Raw genomic sequence first — 22,679 nt, 5'->3', positions numbered from 1 at the left:
AACCTCTATAAAAGCCTTAGTGACTTCAAAACTCTCCAAAAACCCGTTATCTGACCGTTATTTTATACATACATAAACATAACCCAATTTAACACCCACCTAAACCAAATATTTAGGAAAAGTGACTTCTTGGTTAAAGTGTTAAAAATAAAAAAAGGGGTGGGTTAGATCATTCCTAACGGCATTCTATTTAGTTTGGAAAGTACTTTCTCTCTGGCTTTTTCTAGAGAGAACTCTCTTTCTATCTCACCATTTGAGATTGTTTTCTTCAGTAATGGCTCTGCGTTTTCTGGTGGTGTCTCCCGGTCTATCATGATCGCGTCATCGAAGTCTTCCCACCTATAAACTTGTTTTCTACCACTATATTTTCCTTTTTTAGCTGCGTATTCACCTTCAACCAACACAATGTCCATACCGAAGTCCATTGGAAACACCCCACTAATAGATGTTCCCACTCCAAAACCATCGACAATATCTCTTAATTCAAGTATATCCTCTTCATCGATTCCACCGCTAATAAAGATCTCCACATCTTCACGGTTTCTTAGATCAAGTTCCCACCTGACCTCTCTTACGATTTCTCGAAAGTCTCCACGTCTAGAACTAGGTGTATCAAGTCTTACAGCCTCTAGATCACTTCCCAACTCGTTTATTGCACGAATCACTTCTTCTTTTTCATCACTGTAGGTATCGCATAACATTATTCTTGGAATATCCTTATCTAAAACATCATTATAAGCACTCCATGCCTTTTCCTGCTCCCCAAAACAGATAACCAGGGAGTGCGGCATCGTTCCACTTGCTTCAATTCCAAACATATCTTCACCAGCAGTATTGCTTATACCATCCATCCCTCCAAGATAGGCCGACCTCTCAATCAAACCAGATATGGATGGATGTTGCCTTCGGGTTCCAAAAGAAAGAACCTTTCTGTTTTTAGCCGCTTTCTTTATTCTAGCCGCTTTTGTAGATATAGCAGTGCTGTGGCACAAAATCCCTAATAAAGAGGTTTCATATCTACAGAAATCAAGGTAGTTACCCTCTATGCGCATAACGGGTTCGTCTTCCATAAATAAAGTGCCCTCTTCCATTGCCCAAACATCTATGGGAAGACCTTCAAGTAGATGGGTCGCTTCTTCAAGCCCACTAAATACCCCACGCTCACCAGCTGTTATCTCAGCAACAACAAATGGATTTTTGCCCTTCTCACTCAATATTTCTTCAGTACGATTCAGATAAACATCTGTAGCTTTACCCTTCTTAATAAAATCCTTGTCCACATTATATAGATCACTCATATCTAATCACCAATCAAGAAAACCTAAATTAAATTCTCTACAACTTAAACAAACTACAACCAATTTTATATCTAACACAATTTAACTCTATCCAAAAAAACTCCAGAAAAAGATTTCTTCAAATAATAGATCTTAAAGTTAAAGACATTGAAGTTTTAGAGAATGTTTTTAGAAAAAAATTGATGTCCTTGATTTTGGTTTATTTAAACCCTATAGATCTTATTCAGGGGTTAGGGGTCCTGTTCTAGTTGGGGGGTTTTTGCGCTCGGTGAGATGGACAATAAGAGGTTGGTGAGCTCTATGGAGTGGATATCTTTTTTAAGGCTTGGATGGGTTTTGTCTGTTTTTGTTTAGGTTTTTTATTAGTTGGCATGCTCGGCATTTGGTGTTTGTTGTGGGTTCTCCACATGTTTTGCAGTCTTGGAGTTTGATGTTTTTTTGTGGTAGTTTTTCTGCGATTTGGTCTACAGAGCTTAATACTGAGTATTTTGCTCCAGGGTGGTTTGATTCATATTGGTTTAATATTTTTCTTGCTTCTTGTCGTAGGGCCCAGTTGGAGTATGGGCATTCGTCGAAGTGTGCTTTTATTTTGTTGTTTATTTTTGCGTATAGGCCTATTTCTCTTTCTGGGACTTCTCGTAGTGGTTTTATTCTTGGAGTGAATCCTGTTTTTGTGTTTATTTCAGGGCCTAATCGAGTCATTCTGTCAATGTCTCCATCAAGGAAGTTCATTAGTGCTGACTGGCTTTCATCATCTAGGTTGTGGCCGATTGCTATTTTATCTAAATCAAGTTCTTTTGATTTTCTATTTAGTATCCAGCGTCTTAATATTCCACAGTAGCGACATGTTTTTTCATCACCGATTAAATTTGATATCTCGTCAAGTGTGTATCCTACCTCTTCGTTAAATGAGTAGACATGGTGTTCCACATCTAATGCATTGGTTGTTTCTATGGCCATATCGATTGATGGGTCTCTATATCCGGTTATACCTTCGTCAATTGATATGCAGACGAGTTTTAGGTCTGGCCAGTTACCGAAAACTTGATGCATTATATGTAGTAGTACGGAGCTGTCTTTACCTCCGCTTAATGCTATTCCGATTTTCTGGCCATGTTGTATGTCGCAGTGTTTCCTTAATGTCTGTTTAACTTTTCCTTCAACGCTTTCCATTAGGTGTTGGCTGCATAGATGGAGTCCTGAATATTTTTGGTATAGGACAGCTTCTTCACTGCATTTGTCACAATCCATTTGGTATATGGTTTAGAGTTACAGTGGTTTGATATTTATCCGGGTTGTTGTTTGGTTTGGTTGTTTTTTAATTGTCATGTGGAGTTTTTGTGTAGTTAGAGGGTTTATTGTTTCCGTAAATTTTTTCTTAATTGAAGGTTGATTTGATTGGGAGTGGCCTATATTTGTGTTTAAGGCCGTTTTTTAATGGAGATGGTTTGTTGGGATTTAAGGATCTATTGGGTTTTTTTACTCGGTTGCCTGTTAAAGGGGTTAGTTTTGAGGATGCTGCGGATAGTTCTTATTTAATGCCATTTATAGGGCTTTTTATTGGTGTTGTTTTTGGTTTGGTTGGTTATCTATCTTTTAGTTATTTTTCTGGCTGGATTGCCGGTATAATAACGGTTATATCGATTTATTTGGTTACCGGTATTCTTCATTTGGATGGTTTTTCTGATTTTATGGATGCTGTTTTCGCTAAAGTTGATTTTGAAAGGGCTAGAGAAATTATGAAGGACCCACATATCGGTATTGGTGGTGTTGTATCGATATTTATTCTGTTACTAACTGGTTTAGTAGCTATAGAGTTTTTAGGGTCTTACAGCCCATTGGTTTTGTTTAAAGCTGCTGTGGTTAGTGAGTTAAGCGCTAAATTCAGTATGTCAACCGTATTGGCTTTTGGAGAATCACCTTATAAGGGGAGTGGTGACCGATTTATCAAGGGTTTTGACTCCAAAGACTATGTTTTCGTAACAATTATCTGTTTATTACTTTCTTTTGGTTTAGCCGGTTTATTCGGTGTATTGGTTTTAATAGGCCCATTAATCGGTTATTTGTTTATTAGATGGGGTCGTAAAACGATTGGAGGAGTAAATGGTGACATTATGGGTGGCTCCAACGAAGCATCAAGAATATTGACGTTATTGTTTTGGGGTATGTTATTGTGAAGGGGGTTATTCTTGCTGGAGGCAAGGGAAGTAGATTTAAAGCAAGGAAAGAAAAACAACTTGCCCGCATAGGCGATAGAAGGCTAATCGATATTATTTATAAAAAATTAGAGAAATCGGTTCTAGAAGATGTTTATGTAGCTGTTTCCGAAAACTCTCCAAAAACCTGGAAACATTGTCGGAAAAAAAGATATAAAATGATACGTACCCATGGAGCGGGCTATATAAACGATCTAAGAGACATAACCAGGTTGATTAAACCCCCTATATTGACAGTAGCTTCAGACATCCCCTTCATAAAACCAAAACACGTAAACCAATTGATAGAGCTATGTAATAAAAATGATTTCAATGGTGGATACACCGTTCTAATCCCTACAAAACATCTGTCAAATGGTTTCAACCGAGATGACACATTCAGTTATATGGGAATCGAAGTAGCCCCTGTTGGCCTAAACATAGTTGGAGAAACTGAAATGGAGAAAAAAATATTAACATACAATTCAGAACTCGGCATCAACATCAATACCGTTAAAGACCTCGATTACGCTAGAAAAAACGCAACTAAATATTCGTTAGATTAGGTGACATCCTCCTCGCCCTAAAGGGGAGAGGTCTTAGCCCTGAGTCGGGATAATAGAAAGAGGGGGAGTTTTGAATCTATTGTGTGTATGAGTTTTTCGGCTGTGGCTACGTTGGATAGAGTGTTTTAGGTTTCTATCTGGGTTTCCTGGGTCTTTTTTTGTTTTGGGGTTGTTTTATAGTAAACTAGGCCTTGAGGCCTTTTTTGGGGGGATGTTATTTGTATATGTGGTTGAGTAGGGCTTTTGATGAGTGTAGTCTGTTTTCTGCTTGGTCGATGATTACTGAGTTTTGTCCTTCGACTACTTGTCTTGTTATTTCTTTTCCGTCTATTGGCATGCAGTGCATTATTATTGTGTCTTTTTTTGCGTGTTTTATGAGGTCTTGGTTTACTTGGTAGCCTTGGAAGTGTTTTTTTCTTTGTTCTGCTTCTTTTTCAGTTCCTGTTGATATCCATACGTCTGTATAGATTATGTCTGCGTTTTGTACTGCTTTTATTGGGTCTTCTGTTATTTTTATGTTTGAGTTGTATTTTTCTGCTTCTTGGAGTATTTCTTTGGTTGGTTGGTATTTTTTGGGGCTTGCTATTGTTGTTTTTATTCCTGTCATTGCGTTTCCTAGGATTGTGGAGTTGCAGACGTTGTTTGCGTCTCCTATCCATGCTAGGTTTAGGTTTTTGAGTTTTCCTTTTTTTTCTTTTATTGTTTGGAGGTCGGCTAGTGTTTGACATGGATGGTGTTTTTTGGTCATTGCGTTTATTATTGGCATGTCTGATTTTTCTGCGAATTCTTTGAGTGCTTTGTGGTCTAGCATTCTGGCGGTTAAGCCGTCTAGATATCTTGATAGTACTTTTGCTGTGTCTCTGATGTTTTCTCCTCTTGTTATTTGGAGTTCGTGTTTGTTGAGCATGTGTGGCATGCCGCCTAACTGGGATACTGCGACGGATAGTGATACTCTGGTTCTTGTGCTGTATTCTTCGAAGAATAGGCCTATGTCGTGTGTTTTTAGTGTTTTTTGTGGTTTTGGTGTTTTTTTGTATTGTATTGCTTTGTCTATTAGTTGGTGTAGGGTTTCTGGTTCTATGTCTGTGATTTTTAGAAAATCCATTTTATTTTCCTTTTTTTATTTTCTTAGTTTTTTCATGTTTTGTTTGCTTTCTTGTATGTGTTCTTTGGATGCGATGTCCCATCGGTTCCATAGGGCTCCATCTATTTTTTTGATTGCGTTTAGTGATATTTCTCTTGCTTCTTGGATTGTGTCTGCGATTCCTACTGTGCATACTGTTCTGCTGGTTCCTGTTTTTGTGGATCCGTTTTCTTCGATCATGCTTCCTTGATGGATTCTAAGGTTGTCTCCATGTTTTTCTTTGAGTCTATGTGCTTTCTGTAAGTCGATTTCTTTGGTTCCTGTGTATTCTTCTCTTGCTTCTCCATATGTCATTGGTACTGCGTATGTTAGGACTGTGCATTTGTCTTTGAATTTTATTTCGTCTAACTCTCCTTTTATCATTTTTAGGCATACTTCGACGAAGTCGTCTTTCATTAATGCCATTGTGTTTTGGCATTCTGGATCTCCGAATCTGCTGTTTATCTCGAATGCTTTTACTCCGTCTTTGCAGGATACGTATCCCATGTAGAGTGGTACTCCTCGAAGGCTTTCTGGTCTTGCTTTTTCTTTTAGTTTCTGGAATATTTTTTTAGCGATCTCTATTCCTTCTTTCCAGTCCTCTGGCTCCATGTAGGGAAGTTGGGTTTTTTGGGATGTATATGTCCCCATACCTCCTGTGTTTGGGCCGAGGTCGCGGTCATATGCTCTTTTGTAGTCTCTTACGGGTGGTGTTGGGATTAGGTGGGTTCCGTCTGAAATGAACTGTAGGCTCCATTCCTCTCCCTTAACTTTTTCTTCAACTATTACTGTTCCACCTTTGAGGTTTGGTAGGAACCAGTCGTGTATTAATTCTTTTTTTGTTGTGAAGTGGTCGCCCCAAACCCCAACTCCTTTCCCTGCTGCTGGTGTGTCGGGTTTTATTGCTACTTCGATTCCATTTTTATCTATCCAGGCTTCAAGGTCTTCTATTGCCTCTTTTTCTGTTTGGTATTGTTCATGACTGAATACCTTGTATTCCGGGTTTGCAGATGGATGGACTTTTTCTATTATCTCTCTTTGCCGTATTTTACTTCCCTCTAAAGCGTATTTTGAGGTTGGACAGATAATTGGGATGCAGAGTTCGTTTTCAATCCGATCTCTAACTCCATCTATTATCGGTCCTTCCGGCCCTACAATCCCAAAATCTATTTCATCTCGGTGTTTTCGGGCGAAACCAAATATTTTGTTTACATCTAATCCAGTGACTTCATGGTCGCCCTCAGAAATTTTAGCCATCTTCATGTTGTATGGATTTCTCTGTTTATCGGCAATGTAGAAGGTAACGTTATATTTATCGCTGCGTGAAAAAGCATCAACCATCGATGCTGCTCTAGAGCCATATGAAACAACAAGTATACCAACTTCTTTCATTAATAGACCTCAGACACATTATATAATTAATTTCTGAACTCAATCTAAAATATGTATAGTGGTATATATACATTACATATAGGGGTTGTGGTTTTTTGTGTTTGTATGCGGTAGGTATTTCAATGTACGTAGTTAATGAGTGTATTAAAGTTAAAGTGTAACTAATGACTGTAACCAAGAGTTTAAGGGTAAGTGTTTTGTCTCCCTTTCTTTGAGTGGGGGGATGATGGTTTTAAAAGAGTTATCAATTTAGGTGGTTTTTATTTCGACTGGATATATTCGTGTGTATACTGGTAAGGGACAGGGTAAAACTACTTCTTCGTTTGGTGCTGGGTTAAGGGCTGTTGGAGCGGGTTATAAAGTGAAGATGGTTCAGTTTCTTAAGAGCCGAGAGGATTCTGGTTTGAAGGCTTTGAAGAGGTTTGATAATTTTAGTGTTGATAGGTTTGGTCGGGAAGGTAAGCTTAAGGGTGAGACTTTACCTATTGACTATGAGCAGGCTGGTGAGGCGCTTGAAGTTGCTAGGAATGTGGTTGAGAACTCTGGTTGTAGGCTTTTAATACTGGATGAGGTTAATGTTGCTTTGGATCAAGGTTTGATTGAGGTTAGTGATTTAATTGATTTGTTAGAAAATAAGCCTGATGAGATGGAGGTTATATTGACTGGTAGGTATGCTCCTGATGAGGTTATTGAGGTTGCTGATCTTGTTACCGTTATGGATCCTGTTAAGCATTATATGAAGTCGGGGGTTAAGGCGCGGAAGGGTTTTGATTATTAAAGGGTTAAGGCCCTTTTTTTGGGCCTGGTTTTTTTTATCCTATGAATTTTGGTCGTTTGCTTAGTTTTTTGGGTAGTGGTAGTGGTCGATAGGGCATTTGTTTGGTTTGTTTTTGGATTTTTTTGATTAATTCGTTTGGTTTGGTTGTTTTTTCTTTTCCTGTTTCTCGGTTTCTTAGGTTTATTTCTTGGTTTTTTTGTTCTCGGTCTCCTACGACTATTATGTAGGGGATCCACTCCATTTCGGCGTTTCTGATTTTCTTTCCTAGGCTGGAGTCTCTGTCATCTATGTCGGCTCGTATTTTGTTTTTCTCTAGTTTTTGTTGTATTTTTTCTGCGTATTCGTGGTTTTCTTTGGATATTGGTAGTATTCTTGTTTGTGTTGGACATAGCCAGATTGGTAGTGTTGGTTTTTCTTTTTTATGGGCGTTTTCAATTATTTCGTATATCCATCTTTCTATTGATCCTATGGATGAGTGGCATATGGTGCATCCTTGTTCTTGTCCTTCTTGGTTTGTGTAGGTGATTCCGTATCTTTCAGCGTCTTCTATATCTAGTTGTACTGTTGATAGCTGGCTGTTACCTCCAGTTGAATCTATTCCCTGGAATTCGTGTTTGACTACCCAGTAGTGTTTTCTTTCTTTTAGTAGTTCGATTACTGCGGGTTTTTGTGAGTATTGTAGTAATTCGGTTATTTTGTCTTTGTTTTCTTTATAGAACTCTTCGACTACTCGGAATACAACTGCGTATTCTATTCCGGTTCCGTCTGCGAGGTCGGCGTATTCTCGATATAGTTTTTGGTATTCTTTCCAACCGGATTCGAGGTTGGCGGTGAATGAATGTATATCTGGCATGTGGAATGCTCTTAATCTTTTTAGTCCGGATAGTTCGCCTCTTTTTTCGTATCTAAAGCTTTTGCTGAATTCATATATTCTGATTGGGAGGTCTCGATAGCTTATTATTGAGTCTTGAAGCATTTTGAATAAACCGAAATCTCCGGCAAATCTTAAAACAAGTTCTTTATCTCCTTCTGGTGGGGAGACTCTGTAATGTCTTTCATGGAAGCTTTCACCTTGTTCTCGTATGTCTGGTTCATTCCAGTCATACAGTATAGGTGTATCTATTTCCATTGCTCCGAACCTGTTGACGGCTATTTGATGTGCCCAATCCTTCATTAAGTTGAATATCAAACTGCCTTTTGGATAGAACTTTAGGTTTCCTGGATCGCTTGCGGATTCGTAGTCGGCGATTTCAAGTTTTCTCATCGAATCGACCGAGGGCGGGCGTTCAGATGGCTGTCCCTTTACTTCTTCAGATAATATGTATTTGTCTAGTGCTGTGTTTTCTACGTCTCCTGCGTTATATCTCTCTGGATCGAATTTTGTTTCAGAGCCATCTGGAGCTAAAATCAAGTATTCACTTGGAACTGCTCTTTTTTCTTCACCAACCTCTATATCTTCCTCTTTTTTAGTGCTTGGTTTTATGTCTCTAGATAGTTCTGAAAGTGGATGGCCTTTACAACTTACTTCAAATGATTTGTACCAACCGAATGGAGATCTAGCGGTCTCTATATCAAGTTTCTTAAGTTCTTTTTCTAATGACTTCAATATCTTTACAGCTGTTTCTGGTGACCCTAGATCTGGACTTAGGTGTGCATATGGATATAGCATTACTCGCTCGGCATTCACGCTTTCAAGCACCTTAACTATCTCTTTTTTAGCCTGTGTAACTACGTCTTCAGGATCTTCTTCATCAATTTCTTCAACTGTAGTGAAAACAGCTAAAACTTCATCCATCAATCCTTCTTCTAAATCCTCATCTATCTCCTCAGCAACAGGGGTTTCTTTTGTAACTTTGTACTTAAAGTGATCAGAATGTATAAGTAATAACTTCATGTTTTATTCTTCCTCCATTAATTCACATGCTCTGACAACACAGTGGATATGGCCTTATTGGACACCTCAATATCTCTTTATTGATTTATGTAAGGTGAAAAAAGGTTCTAAAATACAATAAATCGACCTTCCTTCAAACTTGATGGTTTTAAAACAATATATTTATTGATGTATCTTGAAACCAATTTTTATTTTCTATGAAGTAAAGGTTGTTTGACACAACATATTTATTATTTTTGGAAGGCATCTCAAAATTGAAAGGCCAATGATAAATCCAGATAGTCTATATGTACTAAAACAAATAGCCTTAAAAAACAATAACAAACGTACAACAAACGCAGAGCTAGCTGAAAAACTTAATACAAGCCCACAAACCATTTCAAGAAGACTCAAAAAACTAGAAAAAAACAGTTACATAACAAGAGACGTAAAACCAAATGGACAAACCATAAATATCTCAAAAAAAGGCTATAATTTACTAAAAAAAGAACTTAAAGAATATAAAAACATATTCGACAATGAACAAAACATAACACTAAAAGGACACGTAATCGATGGAATCGGAGAAGGCCAATACTACATATCCCAACCAGAATACCAAAAACAATTCCAAAAAAAATTAGGATTCAAAGCATATCCAGGAACCCTAAACATAAAACTCAAACCAGACAGCCAAAAAAAATACAAAGAAATCAAAAAACATAACGCCATAGATATAAAAGGATTCCAGAAAGGAGACCGAACATTCGGAAACGCAAAATGCTTCCAATCAAAAATAAACGGAAAAAAATGCGCATTGATACAGCCAGACAGATCCCATTACTCAAACGAAATAATCGAGATAATAGCCCCAAAAAGGCTCAGAAACAAAATAGATACTAAAAAAGTAAAAATAGAGGTCCAAATATGAATGTAAAAAAAGCCATCAACCAACTCAGAGAAGGAAAACCAATATTAATCTACGACTCCAGCGACAGAGAAGGAGAAACAGACATAGTAGCTCCAGCCAACAACACAACACCAAAAACAATACAAAAAATGAGAAGAGACGCAGGAGGCCTAATATGCGTAGCAATCCACCCAGAAGCAGCTGAAAAACTCAACCTCCAATACACATCCAAAATACTAACAGAATATGGATACGAATTCAACAAACAAATACCCTATGACCAAAGAAGCAGTTTCTCGATCTGGGTAAACCACAAAGACACCTACACCGGAATAACAGACAACGACCGATCCAAAACAGCAAAAGAAATCTCAAACGCAGTAAAAAAAGCATTAAATGGAGAAAACTACAACTTCGAAAAACAATTCAGAGCACCCGGACACGTACCAATACTAAGAGCCGCAGAAGGCCTCACAAAAAACAGAATGGGACAAACAGAACTATCAATCAAACTAGCACAAAAAGCAAATATAACTCCCGCAATGGTATTATGCGAAATGCTCGACAACGAAACAGGAGAAGCATTACCAAAAACAAAAGCAATACAATACGCAGAGAAAAACAACATGCAGTTCCTAAAAGGAAAAGAAATAAAAGAATATTAACCAACCAAAGAACACAAAAAAATCTTAGTTAAATAAACAAAAAGATCTTAGTTAAATAAAATAGGTTTAATACTGCATTACCACAACTTGGGCATGGGGCACACCACAGACCTCCCCTACATTCTCTTCATCAATATACCCCGCTCTAACACCAAGTTCAACACTTTCCTCACCAATCAAATTACCGATTGTTGCATTTTCTAAGGCATTTTTAATCTCTTCCTCAGACCTCGTTTCAGAGCCATAAAAACTTTCCCTAACAGAAATTTTATGATTATCGCCCTTAAACTCCCGACCCACTAAATCCTCATCACAAACAGCAACAATAGTTTCCGCTCTACGCACATGCGTTTTCATAAACAACTTAAACACCATTCCATTCATGTAGTTCTAAGAGTTTTACCAGGCCTTGGCTCGATTATATCTCCTTTCTCCCTAAGCTTCTTAATTATATCTTTGACTTCATCCCTATCTATACCTTCCTGTTCAGCCTGACCGATAACATCTTGTCTTGGAGCCCCCTCATCACCCTCTAAACTCTCAATTACCTCTTTAACCAACCTAATTTTATCACGCTGGCTTTTACTTGTACCAGTTGTCAACATATCTATATCGTATTGACCGGTTTCAGGATCCATACCAACCTCTTTCAAACATTTATTTACAATAGTTGTAGCTCTATCCGCATCGATAACCTCAACAGTTTCATTAAGTCTTGTTCGAGCACTAGCTTCTGCCAAACGGACCAATGCCTCCAGCTGTCGAGCAGTAACCGGAACTGGAGAGTTATCATCCTCACCAATCTCCCTTAACTCTAAATAAAAATCTATTAACTCCTGTTTAGCATCATCAGTAAGAACCGGCGTTATCTGTTTCGAGTGAGCAATGTATTTACGCATCAACTCAGGCTCTATCGCCGGCTCAATATCTTCCAAAGCAGTTTCTTCCTCACCAGACTTATCAGACCTCATCGAAATCTCACCAGCATAATGAGACTTAATAATGTGGTTAGCAATCCTCTCATCCTTCTTCTTATCAGGTTTATCCGTCAAAGTGAAAATCAAGTCAAACCTTGATAACAATGAAGGCTCCATATCAATCTGATCCGCAATAGGCTCATAACGATCGAAACGACCATACTTAGGGTTGGCCGCCCCCAACAACGCACACCTAGATTTAAGAGTAGAAGTTATACCCGCCTTAGCAATCGAAATACTCTGTTGCTCCATAGCTTCGTGCAACGCACTACGATCACGACTATTCATCTTATCCATCTCATCGATCGTAGCAACCCCCTTATCCGCTAAAACCAAAGCACCTGCCTCCAAAGTCCATTTACCATCCCCAAACTCATCCTTAACAGCAGCAGCGGTAAGACCCGCTGACGTACTGCTCTTACCAGAAGCATAAACCCCCCGTGGCGCCAGATTCGAAACATACCTCAATATCTGTGACTTACCAATACCCGGATCTCCAACAAGAAAAGTATGTATATCCCCACGAATCCTAGAGCCATCAGGAAGTTCCTTAGCAACACCACCAAACAATTGAAGAGCCATAGCTTCCTTAACATCCCTATACCCATAGATAGTGGGAGCTATAGAATCAATGATCTTAGAATACACATCAGGGTCATTTGAAAGCTCCTCAATCTCACGTTCCTCCTCAACAGTAATCTCAAGATCCTCAAACTCCCGATCCATCAACTCAATAGAGTTACACTCAACATAAACATCAAAAACAGTACTCTTACTATTCCTATTCTGTTTCTGAGAAGACCTCAAAACACCATTGATAATAACCCGATTACCAGGAACAACCTCACCAGTCAAATCATCCTCAACCAAAATATTCAGATCTTGAGGTTGTTCAGCCCCCCGCAAATCCTCAGGCCTCTCCTGAATCTGAAGTTTCTGAGAATCAATAAAATCAGATTCCTCAACAATCAACTCAAAAGCATTCTTACGCTGACAAGTCTCATCAGCACATTGATACGGCTCTTGATACGACCCCCCATCCTGAGGTACCTCCATAACCTTCCCACACCGAAGACACTTAAACACCCCATCAATCAATTTAGGCCTAACCTCAGTAGCCCTCTTAACAATCCCATCTATAGAAACAAACTTATTAATATGATGACTTCTCAGATTACGTGCTAAAGTCCTCTCCCTACTCGGTAATTCAACAAACCTAACATATATATTATTTAACGCCTCACTCAAACTAGGCTGAGATTCTCCACCATCAATCTGAGGCTGTAACTTAATATCTGTATTCTTTATAGCATCCTGAGCACCCTTAATAAACTTATCAGGCTCCTTAATAAGACGATCAGCAAACTCAGGATCAAACCTCTCAAGAAGAGAGTTATAATGAACATAAAGCGATTTCTCATTAGGATATTTAGCAACAAGATCCTTAATCTCAGTTTGATAATACTTCTCAAAAAACTCCTTAAACTTCTCTTCAATATCCTTAGTTTCCAAACTCTCTTCAACAGTCGCCGACATCAAACACACCTATCATAACAACTAAAATCCAAGTAGGAATTGAACAAACTCTCCATTCAAACAATAACCATCATAAACATTATTCGACTACCCCTCTCAATAAGACCTCACCAACCTAAAACACACGGGGATTACAGATAGATTATCCATCAAATCAAAAATCTTACTCTATCCAGCCATACCACAACAATAGACCTCAATATCCAAAAATGATTTCAAAACACACTTATCATTTGACTTCCTTCATCAATTATACTTTCTGTTCTTACATTGAAATTTTTGGTGAAACAATAGTCCACTGTAAACCATAACTTGGTTTACACCGCCCTTAAAAACCCCCAGGCACAATTACCTAAGGATTTTATCGTTCAACCAGCCATATAGAGACAGCTTATACCCAAAAGCGAACGAAATAAAATTAATCTACCTACCCCCCAACCCGGACAGACATATCAACCACAGCTAGAGCCCCTTACGGCTAAGTCTACATGTAAACCAGTGGATTGGTTGAGCTTTGTTTTTTTACTTTAAAGAAAAGGGTTTTAGCCATGAATTAGGATAAAACATAATCAATAACTAAACAGATATATATCTAGACCTAGATAATTTGGAAAATGGATAGGATATGGTTGGTGATAAATAGACCAACCAAAAATAAACTACCTATTTACCACCACCTCCCGAAAAATAATAATATATTGGAGGAAAAATGAGGATTTGTAACAAATGAGTGAAGAAGTTTGCCCCAAATGCGGTTTACCTAGTGAACTCTGTGTATGCGAAGAAATAGCAAAAGAAGACCAAAGGATAAAAGTCTATGTTGAAAACAGAGCTTATGGCAAACCCATGACGATTGTTAAGGGTATTGACAGCAAAGACATCGACCTAAATGAACTATCCACTGAACTCAAAACAAAATGCGCTTGTGGAGGAACAGTTAAAAACAAAAAAATCGAGTTGCAAGGAGACCACAAACGCAAAGTAAAAGAGATGTTAATCAAAAAAGGATTTTCCGAACAAAGCGTCGTACTAGGAAAATGAATTAATAGACAAACTAACAAAAAAAGGAGGAAACCTGGGACAAAACATACCGAAACTATAGAAACCTAGGGATACCTCCTTAATACTAAATTAAACAAAGCTAAAGCCAGAAAGATAGACAACCAAGAGTATCGAAAACCTGGTTTAATTAATGAAAAAGACATTAAAGAAGTCGATTAGCCCTCAAAAGCCAACTAGATTGCTTTAAAAACCTAAATATTCCTCTATTAAGTAAATGGTTTTTTATTTTTTGAATGAAACTTTTTTTATGTTTTTTTAATGTGTTTTTAGTTCTGAATATAAAGTGGTTTGTGATGATGTGTGCATCACTCTTATATCAATTCTGTCGCCATCACTAACATCTATTTCATCTAAATTGAGATCTATTCGTTCTCCATTGTTCCATTGTTCTTTATTTATCTCTGATTCTAGTTCTTCTGAATCAAGGTCTATCCGGTTGTTTTGTTCTTCAGTATCCAGGTTATATATTATTATTCTGAGATCTTCGGTGTGAAGTGTGTCTCCACCATTGTGTATTAACCTAATTTCATCCTCATTTATTTCCTCTATTGATATGCTTGTTGTTGGGGCGGGTTCGGGAATTGTTATTGCCCCCATAACGAAGGCTCCGGCAATTGCAGCCATCAAGGTCACTATGCTGACCATTATAATTACTCCTACAACGGAGCTCACTCCCTGGTTATTAGGGTTTATTCTTGTTTTTCCGTTTTTCTGGTTGCTGTTTTTCCTCAAAATATACACCGAGCTATTTAGAGTTTTTTAGGCTAGGTTTTATAGGTTTCTTTTTTGGTTTTATTGGTTTTATGGGATTAATACTGTTTGTGTGTTTTTATTTATTTTTGGTTTATTTGTTTTTGGTTTGGGTTTGTTGAGGGGGTTGGGGTGTTTTTTCATTCCCTGTTGGTTTTTTCCAGTTTGTTTTTAAATCTGTAGGATTATTTTTTCTTTAGATGTCTGTTAAACCTAGTTCTGAGTTGAGTGGTGTTGAGAGTTTTATAATTGATGAGGTTTTTGAGCCTTCTGTTAGGGATTGGTGGGTTGGTAAGTTTGGTCGTTATTTTGATGTTAATGATGGTTATTTTACTCCTCCGCAGAGAGGTGCTATCCCGAATATTCATAGGGGGGAGAACACTCTTGTTTGTGCTCCTACTGGGTCGGGTAAGACTCTTTCTAGTTTTGCTTCGATAATTAATGAGTTGTATAAGCTTTCTAGAGAGGATGAGTTGGAGAATACTGTTTACTGTCTTTATATCTCTCCTTTGAAGTCGCTTGCTAATGATATTCATCGTAACTTGGTTGAGCCTTTACGTGGGATTGAGGAGATTAGTAGGGAGCGGGGGTATGAAAATGATGATATTCGGCATGCTATTAGGCATGGTGATACTCCGAAGAGTGAGCGGGCTAAGATGCTTGATAAAACCCCTCACATTCTTAATACTACTCCTGAGACATTGGCTATTTTAATTAACTCTCCTAAATTTAAGGAGAAGTTGAAGACTGTTCGTTGGGTTATTGTTGATGAAATTCATTCTCTAGCTGAGGGTAAGCGTGGGGTTCATTTATCTTTGAGTTTGGAGCGTCTTCAAGCGATGGCAGATCAGGAGTTTGTGAGGATCGGGTGTAGTGCAACCGTTGAGCCTGTTGAAGAGGTTGCTAAGTTTCTGGTTGGCTCTGGACGTGATTATGAGGTTGTAGATACTCGTTTTATTCGTGATATGGAGTTAGAGCTTAGGTGTCCGACAAATGATTTGATTAACACAGATCCTGAAAAAATCAGTGATGTTCTCTACAGAGAACTGCACACGCTTATTCAGGGTCATGAAAATACATTGATTTTCACTAACACACGGAGTGGTGCGGAACGTGTTTTAAAGAATCTTCGTAGTAAGTTTCCAGAGCATTATGTTGATGAGAACACTGGGTGTCACCACGGTTCGTTGGGTCGTGAAAAAAGAATGGAGATTGAAGAGAAGTTAAAGCATGGGGAAATAGATTTTGTAACAACCAGCACCTCGTTAGAACTTGGAGTCGATATGCCCCACCTTGATCTTGTTGTTCAGATTGGGTCTCCTAAATCTGTTTCTAAGTTGTTGCAGCGGATAGGTAGGTCTGGCCACTCGCTCCATCACAAAGTAAAGGGTATTGTCTTTGTTATGGATAGGGATGAATTGCTTGAATGTTCTGTGATGTTGAGAAATGCAGAAGAAGGGTTTATTGACAGGGTGTTTATACCAACTAACTGTCTGGATGTGCTTTCCCAACACATATATGGTATGGCAATAAACAGTGTGAGGCCTTTGAGTGAGGTTAAGAAGGTTGTTAAGAGGTCTTATTGTTATTCTGGCCTCAGTGAAAGTGATTTTGATAAGGTTATTAAGTATTTGACAGCTGATTATGCTGGAATGGAAGATAAAAATATTTATGCTAAAATATGGTACGATGAGGAGTCTGGAGAAATCGGTCGTAGGGGCGGTATGTCAAGAGTGATTTACATGACGAATTTGGGGACCATTCCTGCAAGTTTTTCCTGCGGCGTTTTCACTAGGAATGATAAAAAAAGGGTTGGAAGCCTTGATGAACAGTATCTTGATAAACTTGAAAAGGGGGATGTTTTCCATTTGGGTGGTGACAGATATGAGTTCAGGTATAGGCGTGGTGGCAAGGTCTATGTAGATCAAACTGACAGACCATCAAACGTACCTAGATGGTTTTCAGAGAGATTACCGTTATCTTATGATTTAGCGATTAAAATACTTGAGTTTAAGGATAAAATGCAGGTTTGGGTTGGAGGTGGGTCTGCAGAAAAAGCTGAAGAACACTTAAAGACATTTCCAATCGATGAAAATGCCCGTAAAAGCCTTATAAAGATGTTTATGGAGCAGGTTATGTATTCAGGTGGTGAATCGATTTCAACTCCAAAAAATTTCTATGTCGAGGAATACCATGACCGCAACCACCGTAAAAGGTTTTTATTCCAAAGCACCTATGGCCGTAAATTCAATGATGGATTAAGCCGCCTAATCGCACATGAAGTTTCCCGCCGACGAGGTATAGATGTATCTGTATCGATATCCGATTTAGGGTTCACACTTTCCTTCTCCCAAGACATAAAGATAGATATTAAAGAAATCATAGATGGAATCGACCTAGACATGATTGAAAGAACTATGAAGGATGCTTTACAGGGGACTGAAATGCTAAAAAGGATGTTCAGGATAAACGCTGTAAGGTCCTTCATGATTCTTGAAAACTATAAAGGCAACCGAAAAAGTGGTAGAAGACAACAGTTCAACTCAGACATGATGATAAACTTTGCTTTATCTAAAGACGATTTCGCAGTTGTAGATGAAACATTTAGAGAGATTTTATATGACAAACTAGAGCTTGACCATGTACAACAGTTCATTCAGAAAATCCAGCAAAACGAGATAGATATAACTCAAAAAAACGTGGGTTCACCAAGCCCATTCATGTTTGGAACAGCAACCCTAGACGCAAGCGATGTAGTTCTAGCTGAAGACCGTTCTTCAGTTATAAAAAAATTCCATCAACAAGTTATAGAGGAGATTGGGTTAGATGGCCCTAAATAACCAACTGGAGATCCATAATTCAGCGCTCTACCTAAAAGACCTAGATATATGCGTAGTTTCAGACCTACATATAGGTCTTGAAGACGAATTAAGACGTCAAGGAATCTCCTTCCCACTACATGAAGAACAGGAACTAACCAAACGACTAAAACAAGTTATAGATAGGTTTGAACCAGAAACAGTAGTTTTAAATGGAGATATCCTCCACTCATTTGGAAAAATATGGAGTGAAGTTTCCAACAAACTTGATAAAGTCCTTAAAAACTGCCAAAACTGTGTTTTAATAGAAGGTTCACATGACAAAATGCTTCCAACATTACTAGAGAAAAAAGAAAAAGAACTCCATGAACAGGTAGTAATTGACAACGTAGCGATTTTACATGGAGATAAGGAACGACAGCTAAAAAACATTGAATCCATAGTGATTGGGCACGAACACCCTGCAATTGAAATAGAGGGTGAAAAACTTGATTGTTTTTTAATCGACCGGTCTAATACCCAGCCAGACCTTGTTTTGACCCCGAGTTTTTCACCACTAACCGAGGGTGTATCTATAAACAAAATGAAGAAGGATGACTTCATGTCCCCATATATGAAAAATAGGGACCTAAATAGTTTCGAAGTTTTAGTGGAAGTTGATAATGAGACATTAAGATTTCCCGAAATAGGTAGATTCAGAAATATGCTTTAAACTATTGTTAATAACCGAACTTAAATTATATAGAAAAAATAATAGGCCCCTATATTTCAACTGGAAAATATCTACCAAAAACCAAGGCTTAAACAAAAAGTTCTTAAACATCTTATTATTTAATAATAACCTTTTTCAAAAGATATATACCTATTAAAATAATTTTAGTTTTTTTATACCCTATTTAATCGTTTTTGTAAAAAGATAGTTACCAAAATATATAATATAGGTGTTTTACATACTGTAGAATAGATAGGAGAAATAAACTATGTCAAAAGAAGAAATACTGGAAGACCTACATAAAGGCGTCGTTGAAATGGACGAAGAGAAAGTGAAAACAGCCGCTCAAAAAGCATTAGATGAAGGCGTAGAGCCAATGGACGCAATAATGGATGGACTCGTTTCCGGAATATCAGAAGTCGGAGACCTATACGACAAAGGAGAGAAATTCGTACCCGAAGTACTGATGGCCTCAGAAGCATTGTACGCAGGCCTCGACATACTAAAACCACATATAGACGCAGACGACCTAGGAGTCGAAGGAAAAGTCGTAATCGGAGTAGCAGAAGGAGACGTACACGACATCGGTAAAAACCTAGTAAGACTAATGCTAGATGTAAGTGGAATGGAAGTAGTAGACCTCGGAAAAGACGTGCCAAACGAAGATTTCGCAGCAAAAGCAAAAGAAGTAGATGCAGACATAATTGCAATCTCAGCAATGATGACATCAACAATGCTAGGAATTAAAGACGTCGTAAAAGACGCTAACAAAACAGTACCAAACGTAAAAATACTTGCAGGTGGAGCACCACTAAACGAAAAATCCGCAATAGAAGAATTCGGTGCAGACGGATATGCAACAGACGCAACTAAAGCAGCTAAAAGAGCACTAAAACTAATGAAAGAATAAAACCAAAAACATATAGGTGGAGGAAAAAGAAGGGTGATACCAAACTGACCTCCAGGAAGTAAAAAACTTGAAAATAAAATTTGAACCCGATGGAAAAACCATCAAAATAGAAGAAGGGAAAACAATACTAGACGCAGCAGATAAAGCAGGCATAGATATAAAATCAGATTGCGGTGGAAAAGGAACCTGCGGAAAATGCATAATAAAAATCGAAGAAGGTATGGACTCCCTATCACCCCTAATTTCCGAAGAAAAAGAAGACCTCTGCACAGAAGAAATAGAAGAAGGCTATAGATATGCCTGCGCCGCAAAAATCAAAAACACAAAGACAGAGATAAAAGCCTCAATACCAAGCAAAAGCCGTAGAGACAAACAAGTAATACTTGAAGAAGGCCTTGAAGTCGATGTAGAACTAAACCCAACAATCACCAAATACCAAGTTAAACCAGACAAACCCTCACTAGAAGACGATCTATCCGACTTCGAGAGACTGAAGAAAATAATTAAAAAAGAATACAACATCGAAACAAACCATATCTCAATAAACACACTGAGAAAACTCCCCAAAAAACTAAGAAACGACCTAGGTAGATTCAAAACAAAATTCACAATAACCCTAAACAAAGACAAAATCATCAAAATAGAAGACGGACACCAAGAAGAATATTATGGAGTTGCATTCGACATAGGAACCACAACAGTAGTAGCCTACCTAATAGATATGATGACAGGGGATATCATAGACACTGCATCTGAAATGAACCCCCAAATAAAATACGGCGAAGATGTTATGACCCGAGTTACAATCACATTCAACGAAAAAAATGGTATGCAGAAAATGCAAGAAGCCATAATCGATGGAGTAAACAGATTAATATCAAAACTCTGCAAAGACAACAACATAAAACAAGAAGAAATACTTGAAATAACAGTAGTTGGAAACACAGGCATGCATCATATATTCGCCGGAATCCACTCCGAATTCATATCAAAATCACCTTATGTACAAGGCCTTAGAGACTCAGTAAACCTAACTCCAAATGAAACAGGCGTCAATATATACGAAGATGGAAACATACACGTAATGCCAACCGTAAGTGGATGGATGGGCGCAGATACAATAGGTTGTCTACTAACCACTACACCACACAAACAAGATCCAATACAACTGATGATAGACGTTGGAACAAACGGAGAAATAGTCCTTGGAAACAAAGAAAGATTAATCGGTGCCTCTTGTGCAGCTGGACCAGCATTAGAAGGAGCCTCCATAAAATATGGAATGAGAGCCGCCCCCGGAGCAATACAATATATAGAGATAAATAAAGAATTAGAGCCAAAACTAGATATTATCGGTAACAAACCACCAAAAGGAATCTGTGGCTCTGGAATAATCGATGCAGTAGCCGAACTGGTTAGCACCGGTGTAATAAACAGAGATGGTACATTCAACAAAAACGTAGACACAGACCGTTTACGTCCAAACGAATCAGGAATGGAATATGTCTTAGCGTATAAATCTGAATACAACTCAGACCACGACGTAACAATCACAAACCAAGATATAAGAGAAGTACAACTCGCCAAAGGAGCAATATGTGCAGGAGCCCACGTACTAATGGACGAACTTGGAATCAAAAAACCAGATGAAATAATGTTAGCCGGAGCTTTTGGAAACTACATAGACAAAATCTCAGCACTAACAATAGGACTTTTCCCAGAAGTAGACATAGACGACATAAAGATGGCTGGAAACGCAGCAGGAGTTGGAGCAAGACTAGCATTAATAGACCAAGAAAAAAGACAAGAAGCAAGAGAACTACCAAACCTAATAAAATACTATAGATTAGCAACCCACAAAGATTTTGAAATGGAGTTCGCACGAGGCCAATACTTCCCACACATGGATATGACAAAATACCCAAACTACGAAAAAATCCAAGAACTAAGAACCTGCCGATAACCCCAAACCCCTCCTCCACCTCCCTCCTTAAATAATCAAACCCAAAAAAACTATTTTTTGGTTAATTATTTTTTTTATTTTTTACAGTTATTTTTTCTATCGATAGAATGAAGTATATTCAGAAAAATCTCAATCTAAATAAGGGGGTTTTTATATAACCTACGAAGTTACTGTAGACATAAAACTTAAAGATGGAATGCTTGACCCTGAAGGAGACACAATTAAGAGATCATTGAATCTACTTGGCTATAATGAAGTTAATGAAGCTATGGTGGGTAAGAAAATATATCTTGAAATCGAAGGCGGTTCTAGGGATGAAGTAATTGAAAATGTTGATGAGATGTGTCAAAGATTACTGGCAAACCCAGTAATACATAACTACGAAATAAGGGTGGATTGATGTCAAGAATAGCGATAATAAAGTTCCCTGGGTCAAACTGTGACCTCGATGTTAAAAAAGTGTATGAAGAGATACTTGGAGCTAATGTTGAATTAATTTGGTTTAAAGAAGAACTTGAAAAAGATTATGACGGAATAATATTGCCCGGTGGTTTTTCTTATGGAGATTACCTTAGGGCAGGGGCGATAGCAGCAAGAACACCAATTATGCAGTCAATTAAAAAATATGCAGAAAATGGAGGCCATGTTATCGGAATATGCAATGGATTCCAGATGTTAACAGAGGTTGGATTACTTCCAGGTACTTTAATGATAAACAAATACCCTAAATTCAGGTGTCAAACAACCCACCTAAAAATAGAGAACCAAGACTCTGTGTTTACATCAAATTACAATGAAAACAAAGTTCTTAAAATCCCAATAGCCCATAAAGAAGGAAATTATTACGCAAATGAAAAAACATTAAAACAGGTTGAAGAAAACAACCAGATTGCATTAAAATATTCAGATAAAAACGGCAACACAAACCAAAAATCAAATCCAAATGGATCTAAGGAAAACATCGCCGGTTTGTTAAACGAAGAAAAAAACGTCTTAGGTTTAATGCCCCATCCTGAAAGAGCATCGAAAAAAACATTAGGTTCTAACGATGGTTTGAAAATACTAAAATCAATACTATGATGAAAAGGAAAACCTAAGAAAAGCCGTATATTTTAAAAGGAATAGATTGGTTAATTTCCTCGAAAAAGAT

Annotated in this window: 20 protein-coding genes; 12 read left to right on the top strand and 8 right to left on the bottom strand. The window is 37.9% G+C overall.

Going from position 1 to position 22,679, the window contains the following annotated elements:
• Nucleotides 1-164: 164 nt before the first annotated feature.
• Entirely contained in the window at nucleotides 165-1,298 is a 1,134-nt protein-coding gene (locus QEN48_RS02010) for a nicotinate phosphoribosyltransferase (RefSeq protein ID WP_280108746.1), read from the bottom strand.
• A 318-nt stretch (nucleotides 1,299-1,616) separates the two neighbouring features.
• Complete coding sequence (locus tag QEN48_RS02005; protein ID WP_280108745.1) at nucleotides 1,617-2,549, bottom strand: TIGR00269 family protein; 933 nt, start codon at nucleotides 2,547-2,549, stop codon at nucleotides 1,617-1,619.
• A 200-nt stretch (nucleotides 2,550-2,749) separates the two neighbouring features.
• On the opposite strand from QEN48_RS02005, the gene cobS reads away from it, so the two are divergent.
• Both cobS and QEN48_RS01995 read left to right on the top strand, forming a co-directional pair.
• Nucleotides 2,750-3,475, top strand: coding sequence for an adenosylcobinamide-GDP ribazoletransferase (gene cobS / locus QEN48_RS02000; protein ID WP_280108744.1), 726 nt, complete (start codon nucleotides 2,750-2,752; stop codon nucleotides 3,473-3,475).
• The gene (locus tag QEN48_RS01995) at nucleotides 3,472-4,059 is read left to right on the top strand and encodes an NTP transferase domain-containing protein (RefSeq protein ID WP_280108743.1); all 588 of its coding nucleotides are present in this window, start codon (nucleotides 3,472-3,474) and stop codon (nucleotides 4,057-4,059) included. Before cobS ends, QEN48_RS01995 begins: the two co-directional genes overlap by 4 nt.
• A 214-nt stretch (nucleotides 4,060-4,273) precedes the next feature.
• On the opposite strand, the gene argF is transcribed toward QEN48_RS01995, so the two are convergent.
• Complete coding sequence (argF, locus tag QEN48_RS01990) at nucleotides 4,274-5,164, bottom strand: ornithine carbamoyltransferase (protein WP_280108742.1); 891 nt, start codon at nucleotides 5,162-5,164, stop codon at nucleotides 4,274-4,276.
• Nucleotides 5,165-5,179: 15 nt separating this feature from the next.
• The gene (locus QEN48_RS01985; protein WP_280108741.1) at nucleotides 5,180-6,574 is read right to left on the bottom strand and encodes a hypothetical protein; all 1,395 of its coding nucleotides are present in this window, start codon (nucleotides 6,572-6,574) and stop codon (nucleotides 5,180-5,182) included.
• 253 nt (nucleotides 6,575-6,827) lie between these two features.
• Here QEN48_RS01985 and QEN48_RS01980 point away from each other — a divergent pair, with 253 nt between their 5' ends.
• Nucleotides 6,828-7,352, top strand: coding sequence for a cob(I)yrinic acid a,c-diamide adenosyltransferase (locus tag QEN48_RS01980; RefSeq protein ID WP_280108740.1), 525 nt, complete (start codon nucleotides 6,828-6,830; stop codon nucleotides 7,350-7,352).
• A 34-nt stretch (nucleotides 7,353-7,386) separates the two neighbouring features.
• Here QEN48_RS01980 and QEN48_RS01975 read toward each other — a convergent pair whose 3' ends face one another.
• Nucleotides 7,387-9,246: a threonine--tRNA ligase gene (locus QEN48_RS01975; RefSeq protein WP_280108739.1), complete on the bottom strand. Its 1,860-nt coding sequence runs from the start codon at nucleotides 9,244-9,246 to the stop codon at nucleotides 7,387-7,389.
• Between the two features lie 265 nt (nucleotides 9,247-9,511).
• Between QEN48_RS01975 and QEN48_RS01970 the strand changes: the two genes are divergently transcribed.
• Together QEN48_RS01970 and ribB are read left to right on the top strand one after the other, a co-directional pair.
• A complete protein-coding gene (locus QEN48_RS01970; protein WP_280108738.1) occupies nucleotides 9,512-10,156 on the top strand; it encodes a DUF120 domain-containing protein in 645 nt (214 codons plus the stop codon).
• Entirely contained in the window at nucleotides 10,153-10,800 is a 648-nt protein-coding gene (ribB, locus tag QEN48_RS01965; protein ID WP_280108737.1) for a 3,4-dihydroxy-2-butanone-4-phosphate synthase, read from the top strand. Before QEN48_RS01970 ends, ribB begins: the two co-directional genes overlap by 4 nt.
• Before the next feature lie 66 nt (nucleotides 10,801-10,866).
• Here the strand turns inward: ribB and QEN48_RS01960 are convergent, their stop codons facing one another.
• Together QEN48_RS01960 and QEN48_RS01955 are read right to left on the bottom strand one after the other, a co-directional pair.
• Nucleotides 10,867-11,157 carry a DUF424 family protein gene (locus tag QEN48_RS01960; protein ID WP_280108736.1) on the bottom strand — a complete coding sequence of 97 codons (291 nt, stop codon included), beginning with the start codon at nucleotides 11,155-11,157 and terminating at the stop codon, nucleotides 10,867-10,869.
• Between the two features lie 23 nt (nucleotides 11,158-11,180).
• The gene (locus tag QEN48_RS01955; protein ID WP_280108735.1) at nucleotides 11,181-13,313 is read right to left on the bottom strand and encodes a minichromosome maintenance protein MCM; all 2,133 of its coding nucleotides are present in this window, start codon (nucleotides 13,311-13,313) and stop codon (nucleotides 11,181-11,183) included.
• Nucleotides 13,314-14,039: 726 nt separating this feature from the next.
• On the opposite strand from QEN48_RS01955, the gene yciH reads away from it, so the two are divergent.
• Entirely contained in the window at nucleotides 14,040-14,354 is a 315-nt protein-coding gene (gene yciH, locus QEN48_RS01950) for a stress response translation initiation inhibitor YciH (RefSeq protein WP_280108734.1), read from the top strand.
• A gap of 276 nt (nucleotides 14,355-14,630) precedes the next feature.
• Here yciH and QEN48_RS01945 read toward each other — a convergent pair whose 3' ends face one another.
• On the bottom strand, nucleotides 14,631-15,107 hold the full coding sequence (locus QEN48_RS01945) for a type IV pilin N-terminal domain-containing protein (protein WP_280108733.1): 477 nt from the start codon (nucleotides 15,105-15,107) through the stop codon (nucleotides 14,631-14,633).
• A gap of 218 nt (nucleotides 15,108-15,325) precedes the next feature.
• Between QEN48_RS01945 and QEN48_RS01940 the strand changes: the two genes are divergently transcribed.
• From QEN48_RS01940 to purQ, 6 genes are all read left to right on the top strand, one after another.
• On the top strand, nucleotides 15,326-17,965 hold the full coding sequence (locus QEN48_RS01940; protein WP_280108732.1) for an ATP-dependent helicase: 2,640 nt from the start codon (nucleotides 15,326-15,328) through the stop codon (nucleotides 17,963-17,965).
• Nucleotides 17,952-18,656, top strand: coding sequence for a metallophosphoesterase (locus tag QEN48_RS01935; RefSeq protein WP_280108731.1), 705 nt, complete (start codon nucleotides 17,952-17,954; stop codon nucleotides 18,654-18,656). The genes QEN48_RS01940 and QEN48_RS01935 overlap by 14 nt, the downstream gene beginning before the upstream one ends.
• Before the next feature lie 268 nt (nucleotides 18,657-18,924).
• Nucleotides 18,925-19,566 (top strand): cobalamin-dependent protein, encoded by a 642-nt coding sequence (locus QEN48_RS01930; RefSeq protein WP_280108730.1) that lies wholly within the window; start codon nucleotides 18,925-18,927, stop codon nucleotides 19,564-19,566.
• 67 nt (nucleotides 19,567-19,633) lie between these two features.
• Complete coding sequence (locus tag QEN48_RS01925; protein ID WP_280108729.1) at nucleotides 19,634-21,529, top strand: ASKHA domain-containing protein; 1,896 nt, start codon at nucleotides 19,634-19,636, stop codon at nucleotides 21,527-21,529.
• Nucleotides 21,530-21,683: 154 nt separating this feature from the next.
• Entirely contained in the window at nucleotides 21,684-21,929 is a 246-nt protein-coding gene (gene purS / locus QEN48_RS01920; RefSeq protein WP_280109088.1) for a phosphoribosylformylglycinamidine synthase subunit PurS, read from the top strand.
• The gene (gene purQ / locus QEN48_RS01915) at nucleotides 21,929-22,609 is read left to right on the top strand and encodes a phosphoribosylformylglycinamidine synthase subunit PurQ (protein ID WP_280108728.1); all 681 of its coding nucleotides are present in this window, start codon (nucleotides 21,929-21,931) and stop codon (nucleotides 22,607-22,609) included. Before purS ends, purQ begins: the two co-directional genes overlap by 1 nt.
• The last annotated feature ends 70 nt before the right edge of the window (nucleotides 22,610-22,679 follow it).

Origin of the sequence: Methanonatronarchaeum sp. AMET-Sl (assembly GCF_029854155.1) — an archaeon.
Taxonomy (GTDB): domain Archaea; phylum Halobacteriota; class Methanonatronarchaeia; order Methanonatronarchaeales; family Methanonatronarchaeaceae; genus Methanonatronarchaeum.
The sequence above is the reverse complement of the archived record's forward strand: the minus strand, read 5'-3'. Positions and strand labels throughout refer to the sequence as shown.